Annotated in this window: 30 protein-coding genes and 1 tRNA gene; 22 read left to right on the forward strand and 9 right to left on the reverse strand. The window is 66.6% G+C overall.

The window, feature by feature from the left end; genetic code table 11:
- Window positions 1-2: 2 nt before the first annotated feature.
- Both V5F48_RS08275 and V5F48_RS08280 read right to left on the reverse strand, forming a co-directional pair.
- The gene (locus V5F48_RS08275) at window positions 3-581 is read right to left on the reverse strand and encodes a cold-shock protein (protein WP_394108175.1); all 579 of its coding nucleotides are present in this window, start codon (window positions 579-581) and stop codon (window positions 3-5) included.
- A gap of 132 nt (window positions 582-713) precedes the next feature.
- Window positions 714-1,484 (reverse strand): SIR2 family NAD-dependent protein deacylase, encoded by a 771-nt coding sequence (locus V5F48_RS08280; protein WP_394108174.1) that lies wholly within the window; start codon window positions 1,482-1,484, stop codon window positions 714-716.
- Between the two features lie 226 nt (window positions 1,485-1,710).
- On the opposite strand from V5F48_RS08280, the gene V5F48_RS08285 reads away from it, so the two are divergent.
- The 22 genes from V5F48_RS08285 (at window position 1,711) to V5F48_RS08390 (ending at window position 15,873) form a co-directional block, all read left to right on the forward strand.
- The gene (locus V5F48_RS08285; RefSeq protein WP_394258313.1) at window positions 1,711-2,133 is read left to right on the forward strand and encodes a VOC family protein; all 423 of its coding nucleotides are present in this window, start codon (window positions 1,711-1,713) and stop codon (window positions 2,131-2,133) included.
- 220 nt (window positions 2,134-2,353) lie between these two features.
- Window positions 2,354-2,428 (forward strand) — tRNA-Glu (locus tag V5F48_RS08290).
- Between the two features lie 211 nt (window positions 2,429-2,639).
- Window positions 2,640-3,065 (forward strand): Rha family transcriptional regulator, encoded by a 426-nt coding sequence (locus V5F48_RS08295; protein ID WP_394258314.1) that lies wholly within the window; start codon window positions 2,640-2,642, stop codon window positions 3,063-3,065.
- 486 nt (window positions 3,066-3,551) lie between these two features.
- Window positions 3,552-4,766 carry a phage portal protein gene (locus V5F48_RS08300; protein ID WP_394258315.1) on the forward strand — a complete coding sequence of 405 codons (1,215 nt, stop codon included), beginning with the start codon at window positions 3,552-3,554 and terminating at the stop codon, window positions 4,764-4,766.
- A complete protein-coding gene (locus V5F48_RS08305) occupies window positions 4,766-5,269 on the forward strand; it encodes an HK97 family phage prohead protease (protein WP_394258316.1) in 504 nt (167 codons plus the stop codon). Before V5F48_RS08300 ends, V5F48_RS08305 begins: the two co-directional genes overlap by 1 nt.
- A gap of 2 nt (window positions 5,270-5,271) precedes the next feature.
- On the forward strand, window positions 5,272-6,456 hold the full coding sequence (locus V5F48_RS08310) for a phage major capsid protein (protein ID WP_394258317.1): 1,185 nt from the start codon (window positions 5,272-5,274) through the stop codon (window positions 6,454-6,456).
- Window positions 6,457-6,468: 12 nt separating this feature from the next.
- Entirely contained in the window at window positions 6,469-6,855 is a 387-nt protein-coding gene (locus V5F48_RS08315) for a hypothetical protein (RefSeq protein WP_394258318.1), read from the forward strand.
- A gap of 25 nt (window positions 6,856-6,880) precedes the next feature.
- The gene (locus V5F48_RS08320; protein ID WP_394258319.1) at window positions 6,881-7,105 is read left to right on the forward strand and encodes a hypothetical protein; all 225 of its coding nucleotides are present in this window, start codon (window positions 6,881-6,883) and stop codon (window positions 7,103-7,105) included.
- 4 nt (window positions 7,106-7,109) lie between these two features.
- Window positions 7,110-7,445, forward strand: a complete 336-nt coding sequence (locus V5F48_RS08325; protein WP_394258320.1) for an HNH endonuclease — start codon at window positions 7,110-7,112, stop codon at window positions 7,443-7,445.
- The gene (locus V5F48_RS08330; RefSeq protein WP_394258321.1) at window positions 7,442-7,747 is read left to right on the forward strand and encodes a head-tail connector protein; all 306 of its coding nucleotides are present in this window, start codon (window positions 7,442-7,444) and stop codon (window positions 7,745-7,747) included. The genes V5F48_RS08325 and V5F48_RS08330 overlap by 4 nt, the downstream gene beginning before the upstream one ends.
- Entirely contained in the window at window positions 7,744-8,202 is a 459-nt protein-coding gene (locus V5F48_RS08335) for an HK97-gp10 family putative phage morphogenesis protein (protein ID WP_394258322.1), read from the forward strand. Before V5F48_RS08330 ends, V5F48_RS08335 begins: the two co-directional genes overlap by 4 nt.
- A gap of 3 nt (window positions 8,203-8,205) precedes the next feature.
- A complete protein-coding gene (locus V5F48_RS08340; protein ID WP_394258323.1) occupies window positions 8,206-8,544 on the forward strand; it encodes a hypothetical protein in 339 nt (112 codons plus the stop codon).
- The gene (locus V5F48_RS08345; RefSeq protein WP_394039886.1) at window positions 8,541-8,777 is read left to right on the forward strand and encodes a hypothetical protein; all 237 of its coding nucleotides are present in this window, start codon (window positions 8,541-8,543) and stop codon (window positions 8,775-8,777) included. Before V5F48_RS08340 ends, V5F48_RS08345 begins: the two co-directional genes overlap by 4 nt.
- Window positions 8,778-8,787: 10 nt before the next feature.
- On the forward strand, window positions 8,788-9,279 hold the full coding sequence (locus V5F48_RS08350) for a hypothetical protein (protein ID WP_394258324.1): 492 nt from the start codon (window positions 8,788-8,790) through the stop codon (window positions 9,277-9,279).
- Window positions 9,279-9,686: a DUF3168 domain-containing protein gene (locus tag V5F48_RS08355; protein WP_394258325.1), complete on the forward strand. Its 408-nt coding sequence runs from the start codon at window positions 9,279-9,281 to the stop codon at window positions 9,684-9,686. The genes V5F48_RS08350 and V5F48_RS08355 overlap by 1 nt, the downstream gene beginning before the upstream one ends.
- Window positions 9,683-10,003, forward strand: coding sequence for a phage head closure protein (locus tag V5F48_RS08360; RefSeq protein ID WP_394258326.1), 321 nt, complete (start codon window positions 9,683-9,685; stop codon window positions 10,001-10,003). Before V5F48_RS08355 ends, V5F48_RS08360 begins: the two co-directional genes overlap by 4 nt.
- Window positions 10,000-10,377: a phage terminase small subunit P27 family gene (locus V5F48_RS08365; RefSeq protein WP_394258327.1), complete on the forward strand. Its 378-nt coding sequence runs from the start codon at window positions 10,000-10,002 to the stop codon at window positions 10,375-10,377. Before V5F48_RS08360 ends, V5F48_RS08365 begins: the two co-directional genes overlap by 4 nt.
- Complete coding sequence (locus V5F48_RS08370) at window positions 10,349-11,956, forward strand: terminase large subunit (RefSeq protein ID WP_394258328.1); 1,608 nt, start codon at window positions 10,349-10,351, stop codon at window positions 11,954-11,956. The genes V5F48_RS08365 and V5F48_RS08370 overlap by 29 nt, the downstream gene beginning before the upstream one ends.
- Window positions 11,956-14,322 carry a phage tail tape measure protein gene (locus V5F48_RS08375; RefSeq protein ID WP_394258329.1) on the forward strand — a complete coding sequence of 789 codons (2,367 nt, stop codon included), beginning with the start codon at window positions 11,956-11,958 and terminating at the stop codon, window positions 14,320-14,322. Before V5F48_RS08370 ends, V5F48_RS08375 begins: the two co-directional genes overlap by 1 nt.
- A 4-nt stretch (window positions 14,323-14,326) precedes the next feature.
- Window positions 14,327-14,710, forward strand: a complete 384-nt coding sequence (locus V5F48_RS08380; protein ID WP_394258330.1) for a hypothetical protein — start codon at window positions 14,327-14,329, stop codon at window positions 14,708-14,710.
- A 7-nt stretch (window positions 14,711-14,717) separates the two neighbouring features.
- Entirely contained in the window at window positions 14,718-15,275 is a 558-nt protein-coding gene (locus V5F48_RS08385; protein WP_394258331.1) for a hypothetical protein, read from the forward strand.
- Window positions 15,262-15,873, forward strand: coding sequence for a hypothetical protein (locus V5F48_RS08390; protein WP_394258332.1), 612 nt, complete (start codon window positions 15,262-15,264; stop codon window positions 15,871-15,873). Before V5F48_RS08385 ends, V5F48_RS08390 begins: the two co-directional genes overlap by 14 nt.
- Window positions 15,874-15,914: 41 nt before the next feature.
- On the opposite strand, the gene V5F48_RS08395 is transcribed toward V5F48_RS08390, so the two are convergent.
- From V5F48_RS08395 to V5F48_RS08425, 7 genes are all read right to left on the reverse strand, one after another.
- Complete coding sequence (locus V5F48_RS08395; RefSeq protein WP_394258333.1) at window positions 15,915-16,187, reverse strand: hypothetical protein; 273 nt, start codon at window positions 16,185-16,187, stop codon at window positions 15,915-15,917.
- Between the two features lie 184 nt (window positions 16,188-16,371).
- Complete coding sequence (locus V5F48_RS08400; RefSeq protein WP_394258334.1) at window positions 16,372-16,593, reverse strand: hypothetical protein; 222 nt, start codon at window positions 16,591-16,593, stop codon at window positions 16,372-16,374.
- A 13-nt stretch (window positions 16,594-16,606) separates the two neighbouring features.
- Entirely contained in the window at window positions 16,607-16,927 is a 321-nt protein-coding gene (locus tag V5F48_RS08405) for a hypothetical protein (RefSeq protein ID WP_394258335.1), read from the reverse strand.
- Window positions 16,928-16,956: 29 nt separating this feature from the next.
- The gene (locus V5F48_RS08410) at window positions 16,957-17,220 is read right to left on the reverse strand and encodes a hypothetical protein (RefSeq protein WP_394258336.1); all 264 of its coding nucleotides are present in this window, start codon (window positions 17,218-17,220) and stop codon (window positions 16,957-16,959) included.
- A 48-nt stretch (window positions 17,221-17,268) separates the two neighbouring features.
- The gene (locus V5F48_RS08415; protein ID WP_394258337.1) at window positions 17,269-17,517 is read right to left on the reverse strand and encodes a helix-turn-helix domain-containing protein; all 249 of its coding nucleotides are present in this window, start codon (window positions 17,515-17,517) and stop codon (window positions 17,269-17,271) included.
- Window positions 17,518-17,614: 97 nt separating this feature from the next.
- Window positions 17,615-18,223 (reverse strand): hypothetical protein, encoded by a 609-nt coding sequence (locus V5F48_RS08420; protein WP_394258338.1) that lies wholly within the window; start codon window positions 18,221-18,223, stop codon window positions 17,615-17,617.
- Between the two features lie 53 nt (window positions 18,224-18,276).
- On the reverse strand, window positions 18,277-19,608 hold the full coding sequence (locus V5F48_RS08425; protein ID WP_394258339.1) for a tyrosine-type recombinase/integrase: 1,332 nt from the start codon (window positions 19,606-19,608) through the stop codon (window positions 18,277-18,279).
- Between the last annotated feature and the right edge of the window lie 215 nt (window positions 19,609-19,823).

The raw sequence follows: 19,823 nt of genomic DNA on the forward strand, positions 1-19,823 counted from the left end.
GATCAGTTGTTCCCGCTGGGACCGGTATCGGCCTTCACTTCGGCGGCCATGAGGCCCTTGTCGCCGTCGCCATAGCGCACCATCACCGTCTGGCCGGGCCGCAGCTCGGTGAGGCCATGGCGACGCAGCGTCTCCATGTGGACGAAGATGTCCGGCGTCCCCTCCCCCTGGGTGAGGAAGCCGAAGCCGCGCAGCCGGTTGAACCACTTCACGGTGGCGGGCTCGAAGCCGCCCGTGGGCTCCACCATGGTGCGGGTGCGCGGCTGGGGCGGCGCGGTGTGGACCGCGGTGGACAGGTCGAGGGAGATCACCCGGAAAGCCTGCCGGCCCTTGGCCCGCTGCACCGCCTCGCAGACCACGCGGGCACCTTCCATGGCGGTCTGGAATCCGTCGCGCCGCAGGCAGGTGACGTGGACAAGCACGTCGGGGCCGCCGTCGTCCGGGACGATGAAGCCGTAGCCCTTGGAGGCATCGAACCATTTGATGGAGCCGGTGACCTCGACGAGCCCCGCGGGCTCCTCGATGCCATCCTCCGATGAGCCGGCGGGCGCTGGCCCCAGCCCCAGTGCGTCAGACCCCATGACCACCCCGACCTTACACGCGGCCGCGCACGCTTTGCCGCGCCGGGTTCAGGATAGCAACTCGCCGGGCCTTCGCCCACCCTCTTCGCGCCCCCTCTTCGCACGCTGCGTCTTGCGCGAGAGCCTGCGGCGTCATGCATCCTGTGCAAAGGGCGCGAGCAGGTCGCCGATCTCGGTGCGCACCACAAGATCGGCCATATCGTCGAAATCCGTGGGCTCGCGGTTGAGGATCACCAGCCTTGCACCCTTTTTCTTGGCCTTCAGCGGAAAACCGGCCGCCGGGAACACCACCAGGGACGAGCCGATGACGATGAACAGGTCGCACTGGCGGGTCAGGTCGTCCGCCCGCGCCATCTCCATCTCGGGCATGGCCTGGCCGAAGGAAATGGTGGCCGCCTTGACGGGGCCGTCGCAGGCCGGGCAATCGGGGGCGGAGCCGCCGGAGGCGTCGAAGCGCGCCTTCACCCAATCCAGTTCGTAGCGCGTGCCGCAATCGAGGCAGGTGGCGTAGGTGCCGTTGCCATGCAGTTCGACGAGCGCGGCGTCGGGCACGCCGGAGGCCTGGTGCAGGCCGTCGATGTTCTGGGTGATGATGCCTTTGAGCCGCCCGTGCCCGTGGAGCCGGGCGAGCGCCCTGTGGCCGCGGCCGGGGCGGGCGGCGGCGAAGGCTTCCTCCATGGCGAACTTGCGCCGCCACGCCTCGTTCCGCGCCGCCTTGTGGGAGACGAAGACATCGAACGGAATGGGCTTGTTCTGGGTCCACAGCCCGCCGGGGGACCGGAAATCGGGAATGCCGCATTCCGTCGAGAGGCCCGCGCCGGTAAAGGCGACGGCGCAGGATGCCTGATCAAGAAGTTCAGCCAGGCGCGCCTGGGCGCCCTTGAGATCGGTGTCGAAGATCATACCTCAGCAGTGCCGGTCCACCGGCACCCTCCACTTGCCCAAACGGCGCTGGCTTTCCCGGCCGGCGCGGACCTTATACCAACGTCCCCGGTCTTTGACCGGTGCCGAGAGGGTGTTGCTCAAGCGCCGTGCGGGCTTGGACCCGCGGGCAATGAGTCACACTTATCGCCCGCAGGTATTATCCCCATCCGGAGCGCCGCGCTCCCTCTGAACCATGAGAACGCCGATGCGCTTTCTGCACACCATGGTCCGCGTGACCGACATCGAGCAGTCGCTGGATTTCTACTGCAACAAGCTGGGGCTGAAGGAGGTCCGCCGCAAGGAGGTGCCGCAGGGGCGCTTTACCCTCGTCTTCCTCGCCGCCCCCGGCCAGGAGGACGTGGCGGAGATCGAGCTGACCTACAACTGGGACCCCGAGCCCTATGGCGAGGGCCGCAATTTCGGCCATCTGGCCTTCGAGGTGGAGGACATCTACGCCACCTGCGAGCGCCTGCTGGCGGGCGGCGTCACCATCAACCGTCCGCCGCGCGACGGCTACATGGCCTTCGTCCGCTCGCCCGACAACGTCTCGGTGGAACTGCTGCAGAAGGGCGGCCCCAAGGCCCCGGCCGAGCCGTGGGCCTCCATGGCCAACACCGGCAAGTGGTGAGTGTGGCCGCGCGCCGCTGAAGCCGTCTCCTCCAGCGCCGAGGGCGCTTTCACGCGCCGGCTGCAGACCGACCGGAACCCGCTGCGCGACAGGCATCGCAATGCCCTGCCGCGGGTGCGCTGAAGTCGGCTTTGGAAATCTCCCCTGCGACCCTTGCGGACGCAGGGGGCTCCCCCTATAACGACGCGCACTTCGATCCCTCGCTGGACCGAAGCGACGCGCGCCCTTCGTCTATCGGTTAGGACGCCACCCTTTCACGGTGGAGAGAGGGGTTCGACTCCCCTAGGGCGCGCCAACAAAATCAATGACTTAGACGAAAATTCGCCCGATCCGTCTACTATTCGTCAAGAAAACACCCCCAAATATCAGCGAATGCAGGCACGCACCGACGGTTGGATTCCACCTCGTCGGACCGCTCGTGCCGCCTATCTGGAGAGGCGTTCGGTCGCACCTCGGAAGCCCCCTGGTGGCGCGACCCGCGTGCGGGCGCGAGCGGCGAGCCCGCGGTGCGCACGGCGGGCGACGGGCGGATCGTCACGAGCAGCCGGGACGTGGCCGCGTTCTTTGGCAAGCGGCATGACCACGTGTTGCGGGACATCGATGCGCTGATTTTGCAGGCGCCGGCATGCCTCCCCAATTTTGGGGAGGGGTCCTACACGCTCCCCAGCACCAAGATGCAGCAGCACCGCTGCTTCGACATGACCCGCGACGGTTTCATGCTCCTCGCGATGGGATTCACGGCGGGACACAAAGGCAGGGGCGCGGGACAGGACCGAGCTGTTTCCGGACACGCTTGCAGGTTTGCAGGACATGGGGGCCGGAATGCAGGACATCGGCATTGGGCCGTGGTGCATCTTGCTGCGGGCGCAACCGACGGGCGCGAGCCTCCCCCACGCGTACGCGTGACGTGCGCGTGGATAGATTATACCTAAGTTGGGGATAGAGGATTCTGTTGAAGGGGCGCCTCGGGCGTCCCGCTTACTCAACTGATGGTTCTACCAGTTGCTCACAACCTCAACCATCGAGAACAACCTCCGCGCGACCCCGATGTCCCGTCGATGTCCCGTTCCTGTCCGGCCCATATCTGCGGCGACCTCCGACGACGAGGCGGGACGAGCGCTCGCTGGAGGCTCGCTCGCGGCGGAAGGAAAGACTGAGGCGAGGCCGTAGGGGGTCATTGGGCGGGCCCAAGCGCCGCTGGGACGCCGAACGGCCGCCCACGGCCACGCCACGCGACCGGAGGGGCCACCCGGGGGGTGGTTTTCGACTTCAGGGCGTCGGCTCCGGACCGGCGGGGGTCCATCGCGCAATATCGAGCCGAATTGGGGTTTTTGGCCCTCACCAAAAAGTTCGCGACGAATCATCAAAGTTCGTGAGGTGGGATTCCCCGACGTGCGGCGCTGCGATTCCCTCGCGGCATGCTCGATCGCCTCGCCTCATTCCTCGGCTTCACGAAAAAGTCGCTCACCTCGCCGGATGGCGACTTGCTGGCGCTCTTCGGCGTTTCGTCGCCCACCGCGTCGGGGGTGAACGTCGGGCCTGGCACCGCGCTTCAGGTGCCAGCGGTCAAATGCGCGGTGCAGGCGATCAGCGAGGCGGTGGCCACCCTCGACGTGAAGGTGATGCGCCGCGAGGGCGCAACCGAGGTGGAGGTTCCCGACCATCCGGTGGCCGGCCTCCTGCGGGATCGCGTGAACGACTGGACGCCCGGCTTTGAGTTCGTCAGGGACCTCGTGGCGTCGGCCTTGATCTACGACAACGGCGGCCTCGCCTGGGTTAACCGCGTCTCCGGCCGGCCGGTGGAGCTGATCGCCTACGACCCGGCCCACCTGATGGCCCAGCGCCACGAGGACGGCACCGGCGCCTATCGCTACTTCCTCAACGGCCGCGAGCTGCCGGCGGCGGACATCATCCACCTGCGCAGCCCCTTTGGCCGCTCGCCCGTGTCGCTGGCGCGCGAGAGCATCGGGCTATCGGTCACCCTGGAGCGACACGCCGGGAAGCTCTTCAGCAACGGCTCGCGCCCGGCGGGCATGGTGAGCTTCAAGGAGCGCATGACGCCCGAGGCGATCAAGAATGCTGCCCTCGCGTTCAAGGCGATGCTCGCCAGCCAGAACACGGGCAACACCGCCTTCCTCGACGCCGGCGCCGAGTACATGCAGCTCGTACTTTCCTCGGTGGACAGCCAGTTCATTGAGCTGACCGGCTTCCAAATCTTGCAGATCGCCCGCGCCTTCCGCGTGCCGCCGCAGATGCTCTACGACCTGGAGCGAGCCACCTGGTCCAATAGTGAACAGATGGGCCGCGAATTCCTCACCTACACGCTGGAGCCCTGGCTTCGCGCCCTCGAAGGCGCGCTCCGCATCGCCCTGTTCAGCGCCGAGGAATACCCCACCCACCGGGTGCATTTCGAACGTGACGACCTGACGCGTGCCGACCTTGGAGCCCGCGCCACGGCCTATTCGAGCCTCATCGCCTCCCGCGTCGTGAACCCGAACGAGGTCCGCGAATGGGAAGGCCTGTCCAGCTACGAGGGCGGCGACGCCTTCGCCAATCCAAACACCGGCATGAGCCAGCCCGGCGCTGCGGCGCCGCAGGTTGACGGCGGCCGACCGACCGACGGGGCTGCGTGATGGAACGGCTCTTCCTCGAAACCAAGATCCTCGTGGACGAGGCCGGCGCCATCGAAGGCGTGGCATGGCCCTTCGGCACCCCGGATCGCGTGGGCGACGTGATCGAAAAAGGCGCCTTCTCGGGCGCCCGCCTGCCGCTGCCCATGCTGTTCGGCCACGACCCGAACGACCCCGTGGGTGTGTGGACCGCCGCAACCGAAGGCTCGGACGGCCTCCGGCTGAAGGGCAATCTCCTGGTGGATGAGGTGGCCCGCGCCCGCGAGGTCCGCGCCCTGGTGCGCTCCGGCGCCGTGGGTGGCCTCTCCATCGGATTTGTCACCCGGAAGGCCGCGCCGCGCAAGGGCGGCGGTCGGACGATCACGGCGCTCGAACTGGTCGAGTGCTCGCTGGTCTCCATCCCCATGCACCCCGGCGCCCGGGTCACCAACGCCAAAACTGCCACGGCGGCGCTCGCCATCGCCGGGGCTCTCCATCGCGCCGCATCGGCGATCAGCAAGAGGTGAACATGCTTAACCACACCGCGGCGCCGGCCGGCGCCATCGAATGCAAGGGTGAGGGCGACGATCCGGTGACCGTCGTCACCGCCGCCATCGACGCCTTCAAGGGCGAGGTTATCGGCCGCCTGGAGAAGGTGGAGGCGGCGCAGGCCGGCGCCAAGCCGGAGCCCGAGACCAAGGGCGCCGACAAGCTGGTGGAGCGCCTGGACAAGATCGAGGCGAAGCTCAACCGCCCGGCCTCCGGCGAGAAGAAGACTGATGAGCCCAGCGTCGAGCGCAAGGCCTTCGGCACTTACCTGCGCCTCGGAAACGCCGCGCCGGCGGACGAGCTGAAGACGCTCACCGTCTCCAGCGACCCGCAGGGCGGCTATCTGGCCCCCACCGAGCTGAGCGCCGAGTTCATGCGCGACCTGGTGGAGTTCTCGCCGATCCGCACCATCGCGGGCGTCCGCACCACGGGGGCGGCGAGCGTCACCTATCCCACCCGCACCAACGTGACGAACGCGAAGTGGAAAGGCGAGACGCAGACCTCCGAAGCCTCCGAGCCCAACTTCGGACAGGTCGAAGTGCAGGTGCGCGAGCTGAACACATACGTGGACATCTCGAACCAGCTTCTCGCCGACAGCGGCGGCCGTGCCGAAGCCGAGGTGCGGCTCGCACTCGCCGAGGACTTCGGCAAGAAGGAGGGCTCCGCCTTCTTGACCGGTGACGGTGTGCTGGAGCCGCACGGCTTCTTGCGCGACACCCGGATTGGTTCGGTTCCCTCCGGCCACGCCGTCAACGTGACCGGCGATGGCCTGATCACCCTCATGCACTCGCTGCCGCAGTTCTATCGGCAGCGCGGCGTGTGGGTGATGAACAGCGGCACCCTGAACAAGGTCCGGCTGCTGAAGGACTCGAACGGCAATTACCTCTGGCAGAATGCCTTCTCCGCCGGTTTGCCCGAGACCATTCTCGGCCGCCCCGTGGTCGAAGCCGTGGACATGCCCGACACCGGCGCGGGCGCATTCCCCGTGATCTTCGGTGACTTCGACAGCGGTTACCGGATCGTGGACCGCGTGGACTTCTCGGTTCTCGTGAACCCCTACATCCGCGCGACCGAGGGCATCATGCGCATCCACGCCACCCGCCGTGTCGGCGGCGCCGTCGTGCGCCCCGACTCGCTCAAGAAGCTGCTGATCAGCGCGAGCTGAGGAGGTTGAACCATGCGTGACCTGAAGAACAACCTCGGCGTGGTGCTGGCGATCAGCCCCGCCGTTCTCGCCGCGACCACCACCGGCGCGGCCCTCGACCTCTTCGGCTTCAACAGCGCCATGCTGGTGGTGAGCACCGGAGCCATCGTCGGCGCCGGCGACTTCACCGCGAAGCTCCAGGAGAGCGACACCACCACGTCGGGCGACTTCCTGGACGTGGCGGCGGCGGACCTGCATGGCGCCTTCCCGGCGAGCCTTGCGGCCGACAGCGTGGTGAAGGTCGGCTATCGCGGCTTCAAGCGCTACCTGCGCGCCGTCATCACCAAGAACGGCGGCACCTCCATTGCGGCGGGCGCCATCCTGCTGAAGGGCGATGCCGTGGCCCGCCCCGTCACCTGAAGCCTCACACCCTGCGGAGCACGACATGACCGAGATGAAGGAAGTGCACGTGCTCTGCAGCGTGCCGCTGTCGGACGACGGGATCCAGCTGCGAAAGCTGGTGAAGGGCACGAGCGACGAGGTGCCGGCCCACCTGTTTGCCGGGCTCGCAGCTGCAGGTTTCGTCTGCGAGCCGGACCAAGCCCCCATCTTGTCCGGCGCCGCGGAGCCGGAGGCAAAGCCAAGCCGGCGCACGCGGAAGGAAAAGTGAGACCATGCCGATCCGCGCGCCTCGCATCTGCGGATGCGGCCTGAAGATCGCTTCCGGCGAGCGCTGCCCTTGCGAGCGCAAGCGGAAGGCGGAGGCCGATGCCCGCCGGCCCTCCGCCCGGGAGCGCGGCTACACCTCGAAGTGGGACGTGGAGCGCGCGGCCTATCTGAAGACCCGTCCCCGCTGCGTCCGGTGCGGCGCCGCGGCCACGGTGGTGGATCACAAGGTGCCTCATCGCGGCGACAGAAAGCTCTTTTGGGACCGCTCCAACTGGCAGGCGCTCTGCCGCACCTGCCATGACCGCTGGAAGCAAAGTCACGAGCGGAGGGCCGCGCCGTGACCGACACCTTGGCCATCGTCTCGCTCGCGGACCTGAAGGCGCACCTCAACGTCACCACTGACGATGACGACGCGGTGCTCACCGGCATGCTGGAGGCCGCGCGCGGCTACGTCGAGAGCTGGTGCGGCCCGCTGGACGACATCGCAGGCACCATTCCCGCCGGCCTGGTGCACGCCCTGAAGCTCTATGCCGGCCACCTCTACGAGAACCGGGAGACCGTCAACATCGGCAATATCGTGAGCGAAATCCCCATGGGCTTCTTCGACCTGATCGGCCCGCACCGGAAGTGGGCGTTCGGATGACAACGGACAACGGCCTCGCCAACCTCAACCGGCGCCTGAAGGCCATTCCGAAGGCCGCAAGGGAAGCCGTGCAGCCCGCCTTGAAGAAGGCCGGTGACGACCTGGCGAAGGACGTGGCGCACCTCGCCGAGCGGGCGCGCGACAGCGGCGACCTGATCGAGAGCATCGCGGTGACGACGTCCGGCAGCCAGACGCCGTCCTATTCGCAACCTGGCGGCGGGCAGGTGGTGCCGGAAAATCAGGTGCTGGTGACGGTGGGCAACACCGCCGTTCGATACGCCCACCTGGTGGAATACGGCACCGCCCCCCACGAGAACCGCGGCGAGTTCGCCGGCACCCACCATCCCGGCACCGAGGCGCAGCCGTTCTTCTGGCCCGCCTTCCGCCTGAACAGGAAGAAGCTCGCCAACCGCATCAAGCGGGCGGTGGGCAAGGCCGTGAAGAGCGCGAGGTAAGACATGCTCGAAGGACACGTTGAAATCACCATCGGCGGCCAGCCCGCCACGCTGGTGCCCAGCCTCGGCGCCGCGATGGCGCTGTGCCAGCGGCATGAGAGCTTCGGCACGTTGCTCGCCAAGATTGAATCTCTCGACCTCATCGCCGCCGTGGACGTGGTCCGCTTCGGTCTCGGCCGGCGCGAGAGCGAACAGGAAGCAACGGCGCAGCAGGTCTTCGAGGCCGGCGTTCTCGACCTCATGCCGCGCCTGGCGCGCTTCGTCTTCATCCTCGCCAATGGCGGGCGGCCGCCCAAGGACGAAGGCGAGGTGGAGAAGCCCGGCACCCCTTTCGCCGGGTGAGCCACGCGGAATTCTTCGCGTCGCTCTTCCGGTACGCCACCGGCTGGCTCGGCTGGCCCCCGGCGGTGGCCCTGGCCACCCCCATCCCCCAGATCGAGGCCGCCATGGAAGGCCGCATCGACATGCTGAAGGCGATCTTCGGCGGGGCGGAAAAAGAGAAACCCGTCGCAGACCTGACACCCATGGCCTTCGACGCAGTGTTTGGAACCATCGCTCAAGCAAATCGAACCTGAGGAAGATCAAATGTCTATCTATGGAGTCAGTGGATCGAAGATCTATATCGGTGCTGCGAAAGAGCCGGCCAATGGGGCCGACCTTGCCGCGGCGGACTTCACCTCGCAGACCTGGACGGAAATCACGCCCGTCGAAAGCATCGGTGCGCTGGGTGACAACGCCGAGGTCTCCACCTTCGACGTCATTGGCATCGCCCGCACCCAAAAGCGGAAGGGTGTCGCGAACGCGGGTTCCATGGAAGTCGTGATGGGCTCCGACTATGCCGATGCGGGGCAGCTCGCGCTCCGGGCGGCGGCGGCCGCGAAGGGCTCCTACGCCTTCAAGATCGAGTTCAACGACAAGCCTGCCACCGGCGCCGCGCCCAAGAATTCGCTGCGCTATTTCACCGCCCTGGTGATGAGCGCTTCCGAAGCGCTGGACGACGCGAACAGCATCCTCAAGCTCTCCTCGACGCTGGAGATCAACTCCAACGTGGTCGTGGTCCACGCTTCGGCGACCTGATGAGCCCGGACCTCGCCTTGCAGAAAGCGCTGCTCGCGCGCCTCGCCGCCACGCCCGACGTGACGGTGCTGGTGCCGAGCAGCGCCATGGTGGACGGCTGGAGCGTCCCGCAGCGCTTCCCCTGCATCGTCGTGGGCGAGGGGCAGGTGGTGCGGGAGCCGCTTGCGCTCACCGGGGACGGCCGCCGTATCTATGCGACGCTGCACGTGTGGACGAAGAGCATGCCGGCGGCCCGTGCCATCGCCGGCGCCGTGACGGCGGCGGTGGAGCAACTGCCGATCCAGTTGGAAAGCGGGCATCGGGCCATCTCGACGGTGGTGCGTGACGCCCGCTTCCTCCGGGACCCGGACGGGGAGACGGCACACGGCGTCCTCACGGTGGATTGTCTCGCGGAGGTCGCGCCATGAGGGCCGGCACGCTCGATCGCGTCATCACCGTCCAGCGCGCCACGGAGGCGCGGGACGACTTCGGCGTGGTGTCCACCACGTGGGCGGACGTGGCAACGCTGCGGGCGGCGCTGATCCAGGCGAGCACCACCGAGTTCCTGCAGGGCGCCGGCCTCCAGGGCGAAGCGGCCGTGATCTTCCGCACCCGCTTCCTCGCCGGCGTGACGGTGCGCGACCGCGTGCTCTACGAGGGCACGGCCCATGATGTGAAGGAGGTGAAGGAGCTTGGTCGCCGGAAGGGGCTGGAGATCCGCACCGTGGCGAGGAATGCCGAATGAAGGGCACCAAGCCGCGCCTGGTGATCGACAACGACGCCGTGGTCCGCGCGCCCTCGGCGCCGTCCTGGCTGTCGCGCGAGGCCAAGACGGAATGGCGCCGGGTCATTCCTGGTCTGGTGAAGCGCCGGGTCCTCACATCCAGCGACCTCGGCACCCTTGAGAATTACTGCGTCGCCACCGGGCGCGTGCGGCAGATCGAACGGCGCATTCAGCAGCTTGACCGCCTCGATTTGCAGCTCGCCCGGCTCCAGATCCACGTCATGGCGACGGCGCGCCAGCATGCCGCCGAGCTGGGCTTGACGCCCGTGAGCCGCTCGCGGCCGACCATCCGGGAGGAAGGCGACGATGAAGACCTTTCCGACCTGGATCTTTGACGGCTCTCCGATCCCCGATCCGCTCGGCCATGGCGAGCGGGCGGTCAAATTCCTCCGCGCGCTGAAGCACCCGAAGAGCCGAGCGAAGGGGCAGGCGTTCCAGCTCGATCCGTGGCAAGAGCGCATCGTGCGGCGGATCTACGGCCCGCGCCATCCGGACGGCACGCGCATCGTCAAGACGGTGGTGTTGCTCCTGCCGCGCGGCAATCGGAAGACCTCGCTCGCGGCGGCGCTGGCCCTCTTGCACACCCTTGGACCGGAGCGGGTGCCTAGCGGTGAAGTCGTCAGCGCGGCGTCAGACCGAGAGCAGGCCAGGATCGCATTTCGGGAGGCATGGGGCATTGTCCGTGCCCATTCCCACCTTGCTGCCCCAGCCGTTACGCACGTCGTCGATTCCAGGCACATCATCGCCAGCGCGCGCCACGGAACGACCTATCATGCCATTTCCTGTGATGCGGATCGGCAGCATGGAGGCACCCCTTCATTCGTGTTCTCCGACGAACTGCACGCCTGGAAGAAGCGCGACATGTGGGACGTGCTGAAATCGGGCCTTGTAAAGGTGAAGGGCTCGCTCCTGATCGTCGCCACCACCGCCGGGCGCGGACAGGAGAACATCGCCCACGACATCGTGGAAGATGCCCGGAAGGTGGCTCGTGGCGAGGTGGTCGATCCGTCCATTCTGCCGATCCTCTTCGAGACCGGGAAGGACGAGGATTGGCGGGACGAGGCGGTGTGGCACCGGGTGAACCCCGGCCTTGCCCACGGCTATCCGGACATCGAAGGGCTGCGCCAGCTCGCACGTGAGGGCGAGCGCCGGCCGGGTGACCGCGAGGCCTTCCGCCAGCTCAACCTCAACGTCTGGCTGGACCACTCCGCCGACCCGTTCGTGGACATGGGCGTGTACGACGCTGGCGCGGCGCCGGTGGACCTCGACGCCCTGGAGGGCGAACCGTGCTGGCTCGGTGTCGACATGTCCACCACCACCGACCTCACCGCCGTGGTGGCGTGCTGGCGCGACGGGGATGGCGGGTACATCGTCCATCCCTTCTTCTTCTGCCCCGCCGACAATCTCCGAGCCCGCGCCGATCGCGACGGGGTGCCATATCCGCAGTGGGCGGATGACGGCTTCATCACCCCGACGCCTGGCAATGTTGTCGATTACCGGGCGGTGGAAGCCCGGATCCGAGACCTCTGCGGCCGATTCCGGGTGCAGGAGATCGCCTTCGACAAGGCCTATGCCCAGCCCGTCATGGGGCCACTGAACGACGATGGCCTGCCCGTGGCCATCCTGCAGCTCGGCTGGGTGACGCAGTCGCCGGCCCTCAACGAGCTTGAGCGCGCCATCGTCTCGCACCGCTTCCGGCATGGCGGACATCCCGTGCTGCGCTGGTGCTTCGAGAACGTCGCCATCCAAACCGACCCGGCCGGCAACCGCACCATGCACAAAGGCAAGAGCCGCGATCGGATCGACGGCGCCTTCGCCACCTGGATGGCTATTTCCCGCGCGGCCGCGGGCGACACCGGCGGCTCGGTCTTCGAGAGCGACGAATTCACCAACGACCTGCTGGAGTGGCTGTGATGGCTGGAGAAGACGAACGCCTTGTCGTCGCCCTTGAGGCGCGCATCCGCGATTTCGAGAAGAACTTCGAGCGGGCGCAGAAGACGGCGAACGCCAAGTTCACCGCCATTGAAAAGCGGGCGCAGGCCTCGGCGGGGAACCTGCAAGCTGCCTTCTCCGGCGCTGGGGCCTCCATCGCGTCGGCGTTCAGCACCCTCGGTGGCGCCGGCATCATCGCCGGCGGCGGCCTCGCCGGCATCATCACCACGCTGAAGAGCGCGGCCACCGCCGTGGCAGACCTCGCCGCCGAGGCGCAGAAGGCCGGCGTGTCGTTCGCGGCTTTTCAGGAGCTGAAGTACGCCACCGAGCAAGCCCGCGTTGGGGTGGATGCCCTCACCGACGGCCTGAAGGAGATGCAGCTTCGCGCCGACGAATTCATCCGCACCGGCGCCGGCTCCAGCGTGGAAGCCTTCAAGCGGCTCGGCTACACCGCCGCCGACCTGAAGACGAAGCTCGCCGATCCTGCCGCCCTGTTCGAAGAAATCATCGACAAGATGAAGGGCTTCAGCAAGGCGGGCCAGATCCGCATTGCCGATGAGATCTTCGGCGGTACCGGCGGCGAACAGTTCGTGCGGCTCATGGAACAGGGCGAGGGAGCTATCGGCAGGGCGCGGGAAGAGGCACGCGCGCTCGGCGTCATCCTCTCGGACGACCTTGCCGCAGAGGCCAAGAAGGTGGCGAAGGAGTTCGACACGCTCGCCCTGCGGATCGAGGTGGCGCTCAAGTCGGGGGTGCTGGAGGGCGCCAAGGCGCTGGAGGACTACAAGGCGGAGCTTCTCGGCATCGCCGCGGCCTTCGGCGCGGTGACCGCGGGCGTGGTGCTCGGTCCGCTGGTGGCATCCCTCGGTGCTGCGGCGACGGCGGCCGTGGCGACCGGCGTCCAGATGACGGCGTTGAATGCCACCATCCTGGCGGTGGCGGCGGGCTCGCGGGCGGCGGCGCTCGCATCGGCCGGCCTCGCCGCGGCACTGCGCCTGGCCGGGGGCCCGTGGGGCGTCGCCATCATGGCCATCGTGGGCACCATCGCGGCGCTCGCCCTTCGGCAGGATCAGGCGAAGGTTGCCACCGACGCGCACAAGGAGGCCATGTCGAGTCTCGACAAGGCCATCTCCGAGGTGAAGGCCCGGGTGCCCGGCGCCGAGGCCGCGCTGAAGGCGCTGGGCGACCAGCACGTCGAGAACGCCGAGAGGGCGCTCGCCGACGCCAAGGCAGAGCTGGAATACGCGCGGGCCGTCGCCGCGAATCAGAAGGTGGGCGGCTGGGCCGGCAAGTACGGCGCCAAGATGCCCACCACCAACACGGCGGAAATGACGGCCGCGCTGGAAGGGTACATCAAGACGGTGGAGCTGGCGCAGCAGCGCCTTGATGAACTGAAGGGGAGGGTGAGCGGCGCGCCGACCTCGGCGCCGTCTCCTGCGCCCGATGCGTCGATCAGCACGGCAACTTACGGCTACAAGGACCTGGCGACGGCGTCGGCACAGCGGGTGCGCGACCTGGAGGTGGAACGCAACGCCCTCGGCATGACGACGCAGGCGGCGGCTGAATACAAGTTCATGCAGCAGGCCCTGGCGACGGCGCAGGAACACAACCTCAAGCTCTCGCCGGAACAGGTGGCGCAGCTTCAGCAGCTCGCGGCCCGGTACGGCGACGTGACCGCCGCCATCGAAAAGACGCGGGCCTCGCAGGAGCGCCTGCGGGAGCTTCAGAGCGAGCTTGGCAACCTCGCCACCAGCTCCATCATGGGGCTGGTGGAGGGGACGAAGACCTGGAACGACGTGCTCAAGGACAGCCTGAAGCTCATCGCCGACCTCCTCCTGAAGTCCGTTCTCCTCGGCGAGGGGCCGTTCGGCAACGGCGGCGGGGGCGCCATCGGCACGCTCGTGAAGAGCGCCAGCAGCGCCTTCGGCTTCGCGGACGGCGGCGTGATGACACCGCAGGGGCCGCGCCGGCTGACGCGCTTCGCCAGTGGCGGGGTGTCGCGCAAGGCCGCGATCTTCGGCGAGGCCGGCCCCGAGGCGGCGGTGCCCTTGCCCGATGGCCGGCGCATCCCGGTGGACATGCGCATGCCCGACATGTCCCGCATCGCCGGCAACAGCGTCTTCGCGCCCCGGACGAACAACGTCAGCGTGTCCCCCACCTACAACATCACCACGTCAGGCAGTGGCTCGAAGGCCGACGCTGAAGAGATGAAGCGCGTGCTGGCGCAGAGCAATGTCGACCTCGTCCGCATGATGAAGGCGGAGCTGGTCAAGGATGCGCGCGAGATGGGGCCGGTGGCGAGCGCCATGCGCGGTCGCTTCGGGCTCAACCCCATGCGGGGGGTGTGAGCCGATGGCCTATATCGAATGGCCCGGGACCATCCCCTACCAGACGTTCCGTGATGGGTGGGGATGCAAGCCTTTCCGCGATCCCATCGAAACCGAGATGGAGGCGGGGAACGTCAGGGTCCGCCCGCGGACGGACGGCAATGTCGCCGTGGTGAAATGGGGTCGGGAGATGAACCAGGCCGAGGTGGATGCCTTTATCGAGTTCACCCGCGACACCCTGTCCTTGGGCACCGCGCGCTTCCTCATGCCGGTGTCCATCAACGGCGTGACTTACGAGGCACGTGTGGTCCAGATCGTGGCGAACTCTACCCAACTTGTCGCCGTCAGCCCGTTCATCACCATGGTCACGCTCGATCTATTAGTCTTCCTCACAATCGCAACGAGCTGATCTGCCGATGTCACATCGCAACATCTCGCAGGTGGGGACGGTGCGCCGGCTGACATGGGATGAAATCCGGAAGATCCGGTCGGACCAATGGAGCCGGTACGCGCGGGAGCAAGAGGCTCGGCGGCGGAAAGAGAAACGCGGCCAGAAGCTGAAGGCGGCCGCCCGTTCGCGCTTCATCGACATCGTGGCGCCGATCCTGAGCCGGGCCGAACCGACGCCCTTCGCCTTCGAGGGAGTGTTGCGTGCCGGGATTCGCTCCAGGCTGTGCCTCAAAGGCTGGGAATGGGGGAGTGCAGACAGGGCCGCCGAGGACGTGGTGTTGGCAGCCTTGAACCGTATCGGCGCGGTCCGGCCGACGTGGAAGCAGGGTCAACCTGAGTGGACGCAGGATGGAGTTGCGGTGGTCGAGCGGGTGAGATGCGTGAACTGCGGCGCCCCGCTGCCGGACGGACACACGAAATACTGTGGTCCGATATGCAGGACGAACTACACAAGTAAATTGTACTACCTCTCCACAAAGCGCGAGGAAGCGGGCCTTCGCGAGGTGATTGATGGTCTCGATTGATGATCTTCAAGGCGACGTCTGCGAGGGGTGCGGTGCGCCTCTCCCCGATGATCGCCACGCGCGACGGCGCTTCTGCTCCAAGGGCTGCTACAAGCGTGATTATAACGACTTGGAGAAGCGCGGCCGATACGAGATGCGGGGGGAGCGGATCTGCGCGCAGTGCGGAGGGCCAATCGCCGCGAACCGCAAGGCCGGGAGCAAATTCTGCTCGGACGTGTGTCAAGTAAAAAGCAGTCTCCCCAAGCTGTATGAATACAATAAGGCGAAGCGCAGAAAGGACAGGGCCGGACGGATGTGCTCGCACTGCGGAGGGCCGATCGGTGACCATCGAAGCGCGCTCGCCGTTTACTGCTCCGAGGAATGCAGCCTTCAGCATCGAGAAAAGCAACGGCGGGAAAAAGTTGCCGAACGCCGGGGCAGCAGGACCTGTGGGTGCGGCACCCCCTTGAGCAACGACCTCATTGCGAAGGCGATGTATTGCAGCCGCGCGTGCAACTGGAAGGCCTATTACCACCGCCATCGGGACCGCATGGTCCAAGACATGCGGGATCGACGCCAAAAGGCGAAGCTCCGCTGCGAGCCGGTGGCTGGGGAGTGAGGACCGGATCAGCGCCGGCCCCAACGTACCGCCGCACTGCGCTACAGCAGCCCCTTCGCTTTTCGCTCTGCGAATTCGTATGCATCTGAGATCAACTCAATAACCCTTTTGTTGGGCGTCGTTGCGTCCAGCAATTCGCCATAAAATCCACCTTCTTTAGCGTCTTTAATTAATCGCTCTGCCCAAACCATCTTCATATATTCAACATCCGAACGATCCGTTCGATCCAAGTATCGGACGTTATTTTCCAACCAATATTCAGTTGATGATCCATTTTTAATGGTCATAGTAATATCCTTAAGTAAATGATCCATCGATCAGCTCAATATCGACGAGTAAATGTGTCAGAAATCGGGATGAACGCAAGCATGCGCGCGCATATCCTTGCGGGGCTCGCATGGGGCTTCAGGCCGACAGGGGCCGAAATCGAGTGCCCTTCAGGATGAGAAAAATGGGACGGGCGGCACGATTGCCGCTCCTATTCCCGAGTTGGCGCCCTCAGGGCGCCGTGCCCGCGCAGGCCTTCTTCTCGTCTTCTTCGATCCACCTCAGCAGGGTGGATGACCGGGCCATGAGCGGCCCGTTCTTGCCCAGGCGGACGGCCGGGAGGAAGCCCTGGCGGTGGAGGTCACGCACCTTCCACGCAGACCGCCCGAGGAACGCCGCGATTGCGGCTGCGCCGACCAGGTCGAACGCGCCAATACTGCGGTCTTTCCCCATGGCGCGGGCGTCCTCACCGCGCCTGCTGGCGGATGAACTCGGCGACGCCGTCGAGGAGGTTCAGCACACCAGCTTCGCCCCAGCCCAGCGTCTCAGTTACCCGGCCTTCCAAATAGTCATGCTTGATCACCTGGAGAGCGGCGAGCGCGTCATCCGACGTTCGCGGGCGGATGGTGAACAATTCCTGCTCCATCCGGTTTTTCCGGATGATCGCACTCGTGTACCGATCGGAATCGAAGTCAGCGTCGTACCTGTGGATGAACTCGTTCTCGGCCTGGATCAGGCGCTCCAGCTCAGCGATACGGCTCTTGATGGTGTTGTCGTTCGTGGTCATCGTTTGTCCTTTCTGGGGGATGGTGAACGTCAGGCCGCGGCGGAAGCTTTCTGTTCCGCCTGGACAAGCCGAACGTACTCTTCGACTTCTTCGAGCGTCGCGCAGTGGTCGAGAGGATCATCTCCGAAGACAGCATAGCCGTCGCTCGCCAGCATGTAGCCGGGATCACCGCGGTTCAGGCGGGTCCAATGCACCCGAGGCGCCTTCATCAGGCTGCCGTAGCCGTCCGTCACCTTCGCCCACGCCCGGCGGACGGCGGCTTCCCGGGATGCAACGCTCTTCTCCTCGTTCATGGTGGTTCCTTTCCTCAATGGCCAGGGCGGGATGCGCGGGCGCCAAGCTCAATCTTCGTAGTCGAAGTCGTCATCCTGCGTGGCCACCGGAGCTGCCTTCTGGCTCGCGCGCAGCCGGTCGACGTAATCGCGGATAGCCACTTCGGGGATCATGCGGCGGCGTCCGACAGCCACCGACTCCAGCTTTTTGGCCCGCATCAACTCGTAGATTGTGCTTCGTCCGACACCGAGGGCCTTCGCCGCATCAGGAAGGCTGACAAGCAGCGGCGCAATAGCCACCGTGCTGGGCTGGTTCATTTGCTCACCTCCATTTTGTGAATGCGCGCCGATACTTGCTGCGCATCGCCGAGGTGCGAAATCAAAATAGGCTCAGAAAAATCGACGGCCTGATTTGTCAGTCGTCAGCCAGCCGGCCCATGTAGATTGCTAGGGTGTCGTCGTCGGCGGGCAGCTCCGGAAAGCCGACGTCGGCCCACGCTGCAGAGACGAATTCAACCACCGGACCGCTTCTCGATCGGGGCGCCGGCTTGCCTGTCGCCTCGCGCCACAGGGCTCTGAAGCGCGCCGCGAAAGCTCTTTCCAAGGGGCGAGCCCGCCCGATCGACGGCTTGTTCCCGAGGAAGTTCTCGTCCTTGAACTTCGCGATTGCGGCGCGGAAAGCCGCCGCGGCCTGCCGGATGTCATCCGCTGCGCGCATCTGCCCCCAGATTGGATCCTCGTCGTCGTCAGCTTTGGGGTAGAAGGCGAACCACGCTTCGGAGCGCTCCATTGCAGCGCAGTCCCGCTCCATCATCTCCAGGCGCTCCATCATGGAACGAGCCTCTTCGTATACCTCGGGCTCGCTCACGATCCGGCTCGCTTCATGCCAGGCCTGCACGGCCGCGCGCTGCACAATCTTACGAGCGAGCCCCACCGGATCGTCCGTGAACCCGTTGAACAAGCCGGCGGCAAGGTTGTCGATCGCGTAGCAGCCCACCGGAGCTGCCGGATCAATGGCGTTCATGACCCGCCCCGCCGGTGGTACCGGCACCTTTGTCGCTGGCGGGCGCCGCGCCATCACCTCACCGCCTTGATCGGGCTGACGGTCGCCGGCACGGTGGTGAGCGGCACCACGGCCCTGGCCGCCAATTCATCAAGCGCGGAGACGATGAAGGCCGAATAGTGCGCCTCGATCATCGCCGACGATGTGTCGTGCAGGGCCGCAACCAGGCGAACAGGGAGCATCTGGCGCAGCCCGCGCACGATCGATGAGTGCCGGAGCGCATATGGCACGACTCCGGCCGGCAGCTCCGCCCCCGTCGTGATCTCCCGCCAAGGAGCCGAGAACTCGGCGCTGTAGCCCCACGGCCCGCGCCCGACGCGTTCCCACCTCGTCGGGGTGACCTGCTTGTGTCGCCAGCGCTCCAGCAGGATGGAGCTACCCACCCGGCCGGCCACCGCCGGCCTCAGAGCTCCAATTACGTCCTCCCCGACCGGCACCCCTATTTTGGCAACCTTCTGCCCCTTTCCCTTCCGGCTGGTGGGCACCATCAGGCGGAGCTGTGCGGACTGGACATCGGCCACCGTCATGCGCGCCACCTGCGAGAAGCGCGCGCCAGTGGCCGCGAGGACCAGCACCAAGCGCCCAAGGTCCCCCTCCCAGCCCCCTGCCCCGTCCACCTCCCACGCGGCGGCCACGATCCGCCGCACGTCGGCGTCGGGCAGGACCTGCGCCTCGCGCGCCACCGGCGAGTAGCCTTGCTCGGTGGAGGCGAGGCCGGCCTTCACCTCCAGCGGAAAGGCGGCGGGAAGCCGGTTGTGGTGCTCTTCCGCCGCCGCGTTCAGGGCGGCCCGGAAATCGTTGGAGATGCGCCGCACCGTCGCAATGGCGAGTCCGCGCTCGCCCAGGCGCTTGCGCCAGCCCCGCAGCGCGTCGCGTGTCAGCTCGTGCAGCTTCACGTCGGCAATTTCATCGGTGAGAACATGCCGGCCAAGCTGGCCACGGGCGGCCCGGCGCCCAAGGATGCCGCCGCTCGCCGCGCGCTGGCGCGCCTCATAGGCTTCCACGTAGGCTTCCACCGCCGCTTTCACGGTGGGCGCCGGCCCATCCTTCTCCGCCTTCGCGTCGGCCTGGCGCTGTTCCACGATATCGCGCGCCCGGCGATCGGCCTGGGCGAAGCTGAAGGTGGCTTCACCATCCCCATCGATGGCGTCGTCAGCGACGCCAATCGTCTCTTGCTTGTAGGAGCCCTCTGCGTCCCGCCACCGGACGACCCAACGACCGCCACGGACACCCTTCCGGTAGCCGAGATGCACCTCGGGTGAGACGCTCCGCCAGTGCATTCCCACGCTCAGCCGCGACCGCGCGTTGCGCGTCGTCACCGCCGCCTCCACCACCGCCCGCCCCATGCCGGAAGCCCCCAAAACCGTCGACTATTCGTCAACTATATGGGTGCGCACATCAGCACACAAGCGCGGACATGAATGGACTAAGTTATTGAAAAAGTTGGATTACAACAAACGTTGGCGGACGCAAAAATCGCAAAAACCGGTCTCTTTCACGGTGGAGAGAGGGGTTCGACTCCCCTAGGGCGCGCCATTTGCGTACAAGGCCGCGAACCTGA

This window comes from Xanthobacter autotrophicus ATCC 700552 (assembly GCF_043194565.1).
In the GTDB taxonomy this organism is placed as follows: Bacteria; Pseudomonadota; Alphaproteobacteria; order Rhizobiales; family Xanthobacteraceae; genus Xanthobacter; species Xanthobacter autotrophicus_F.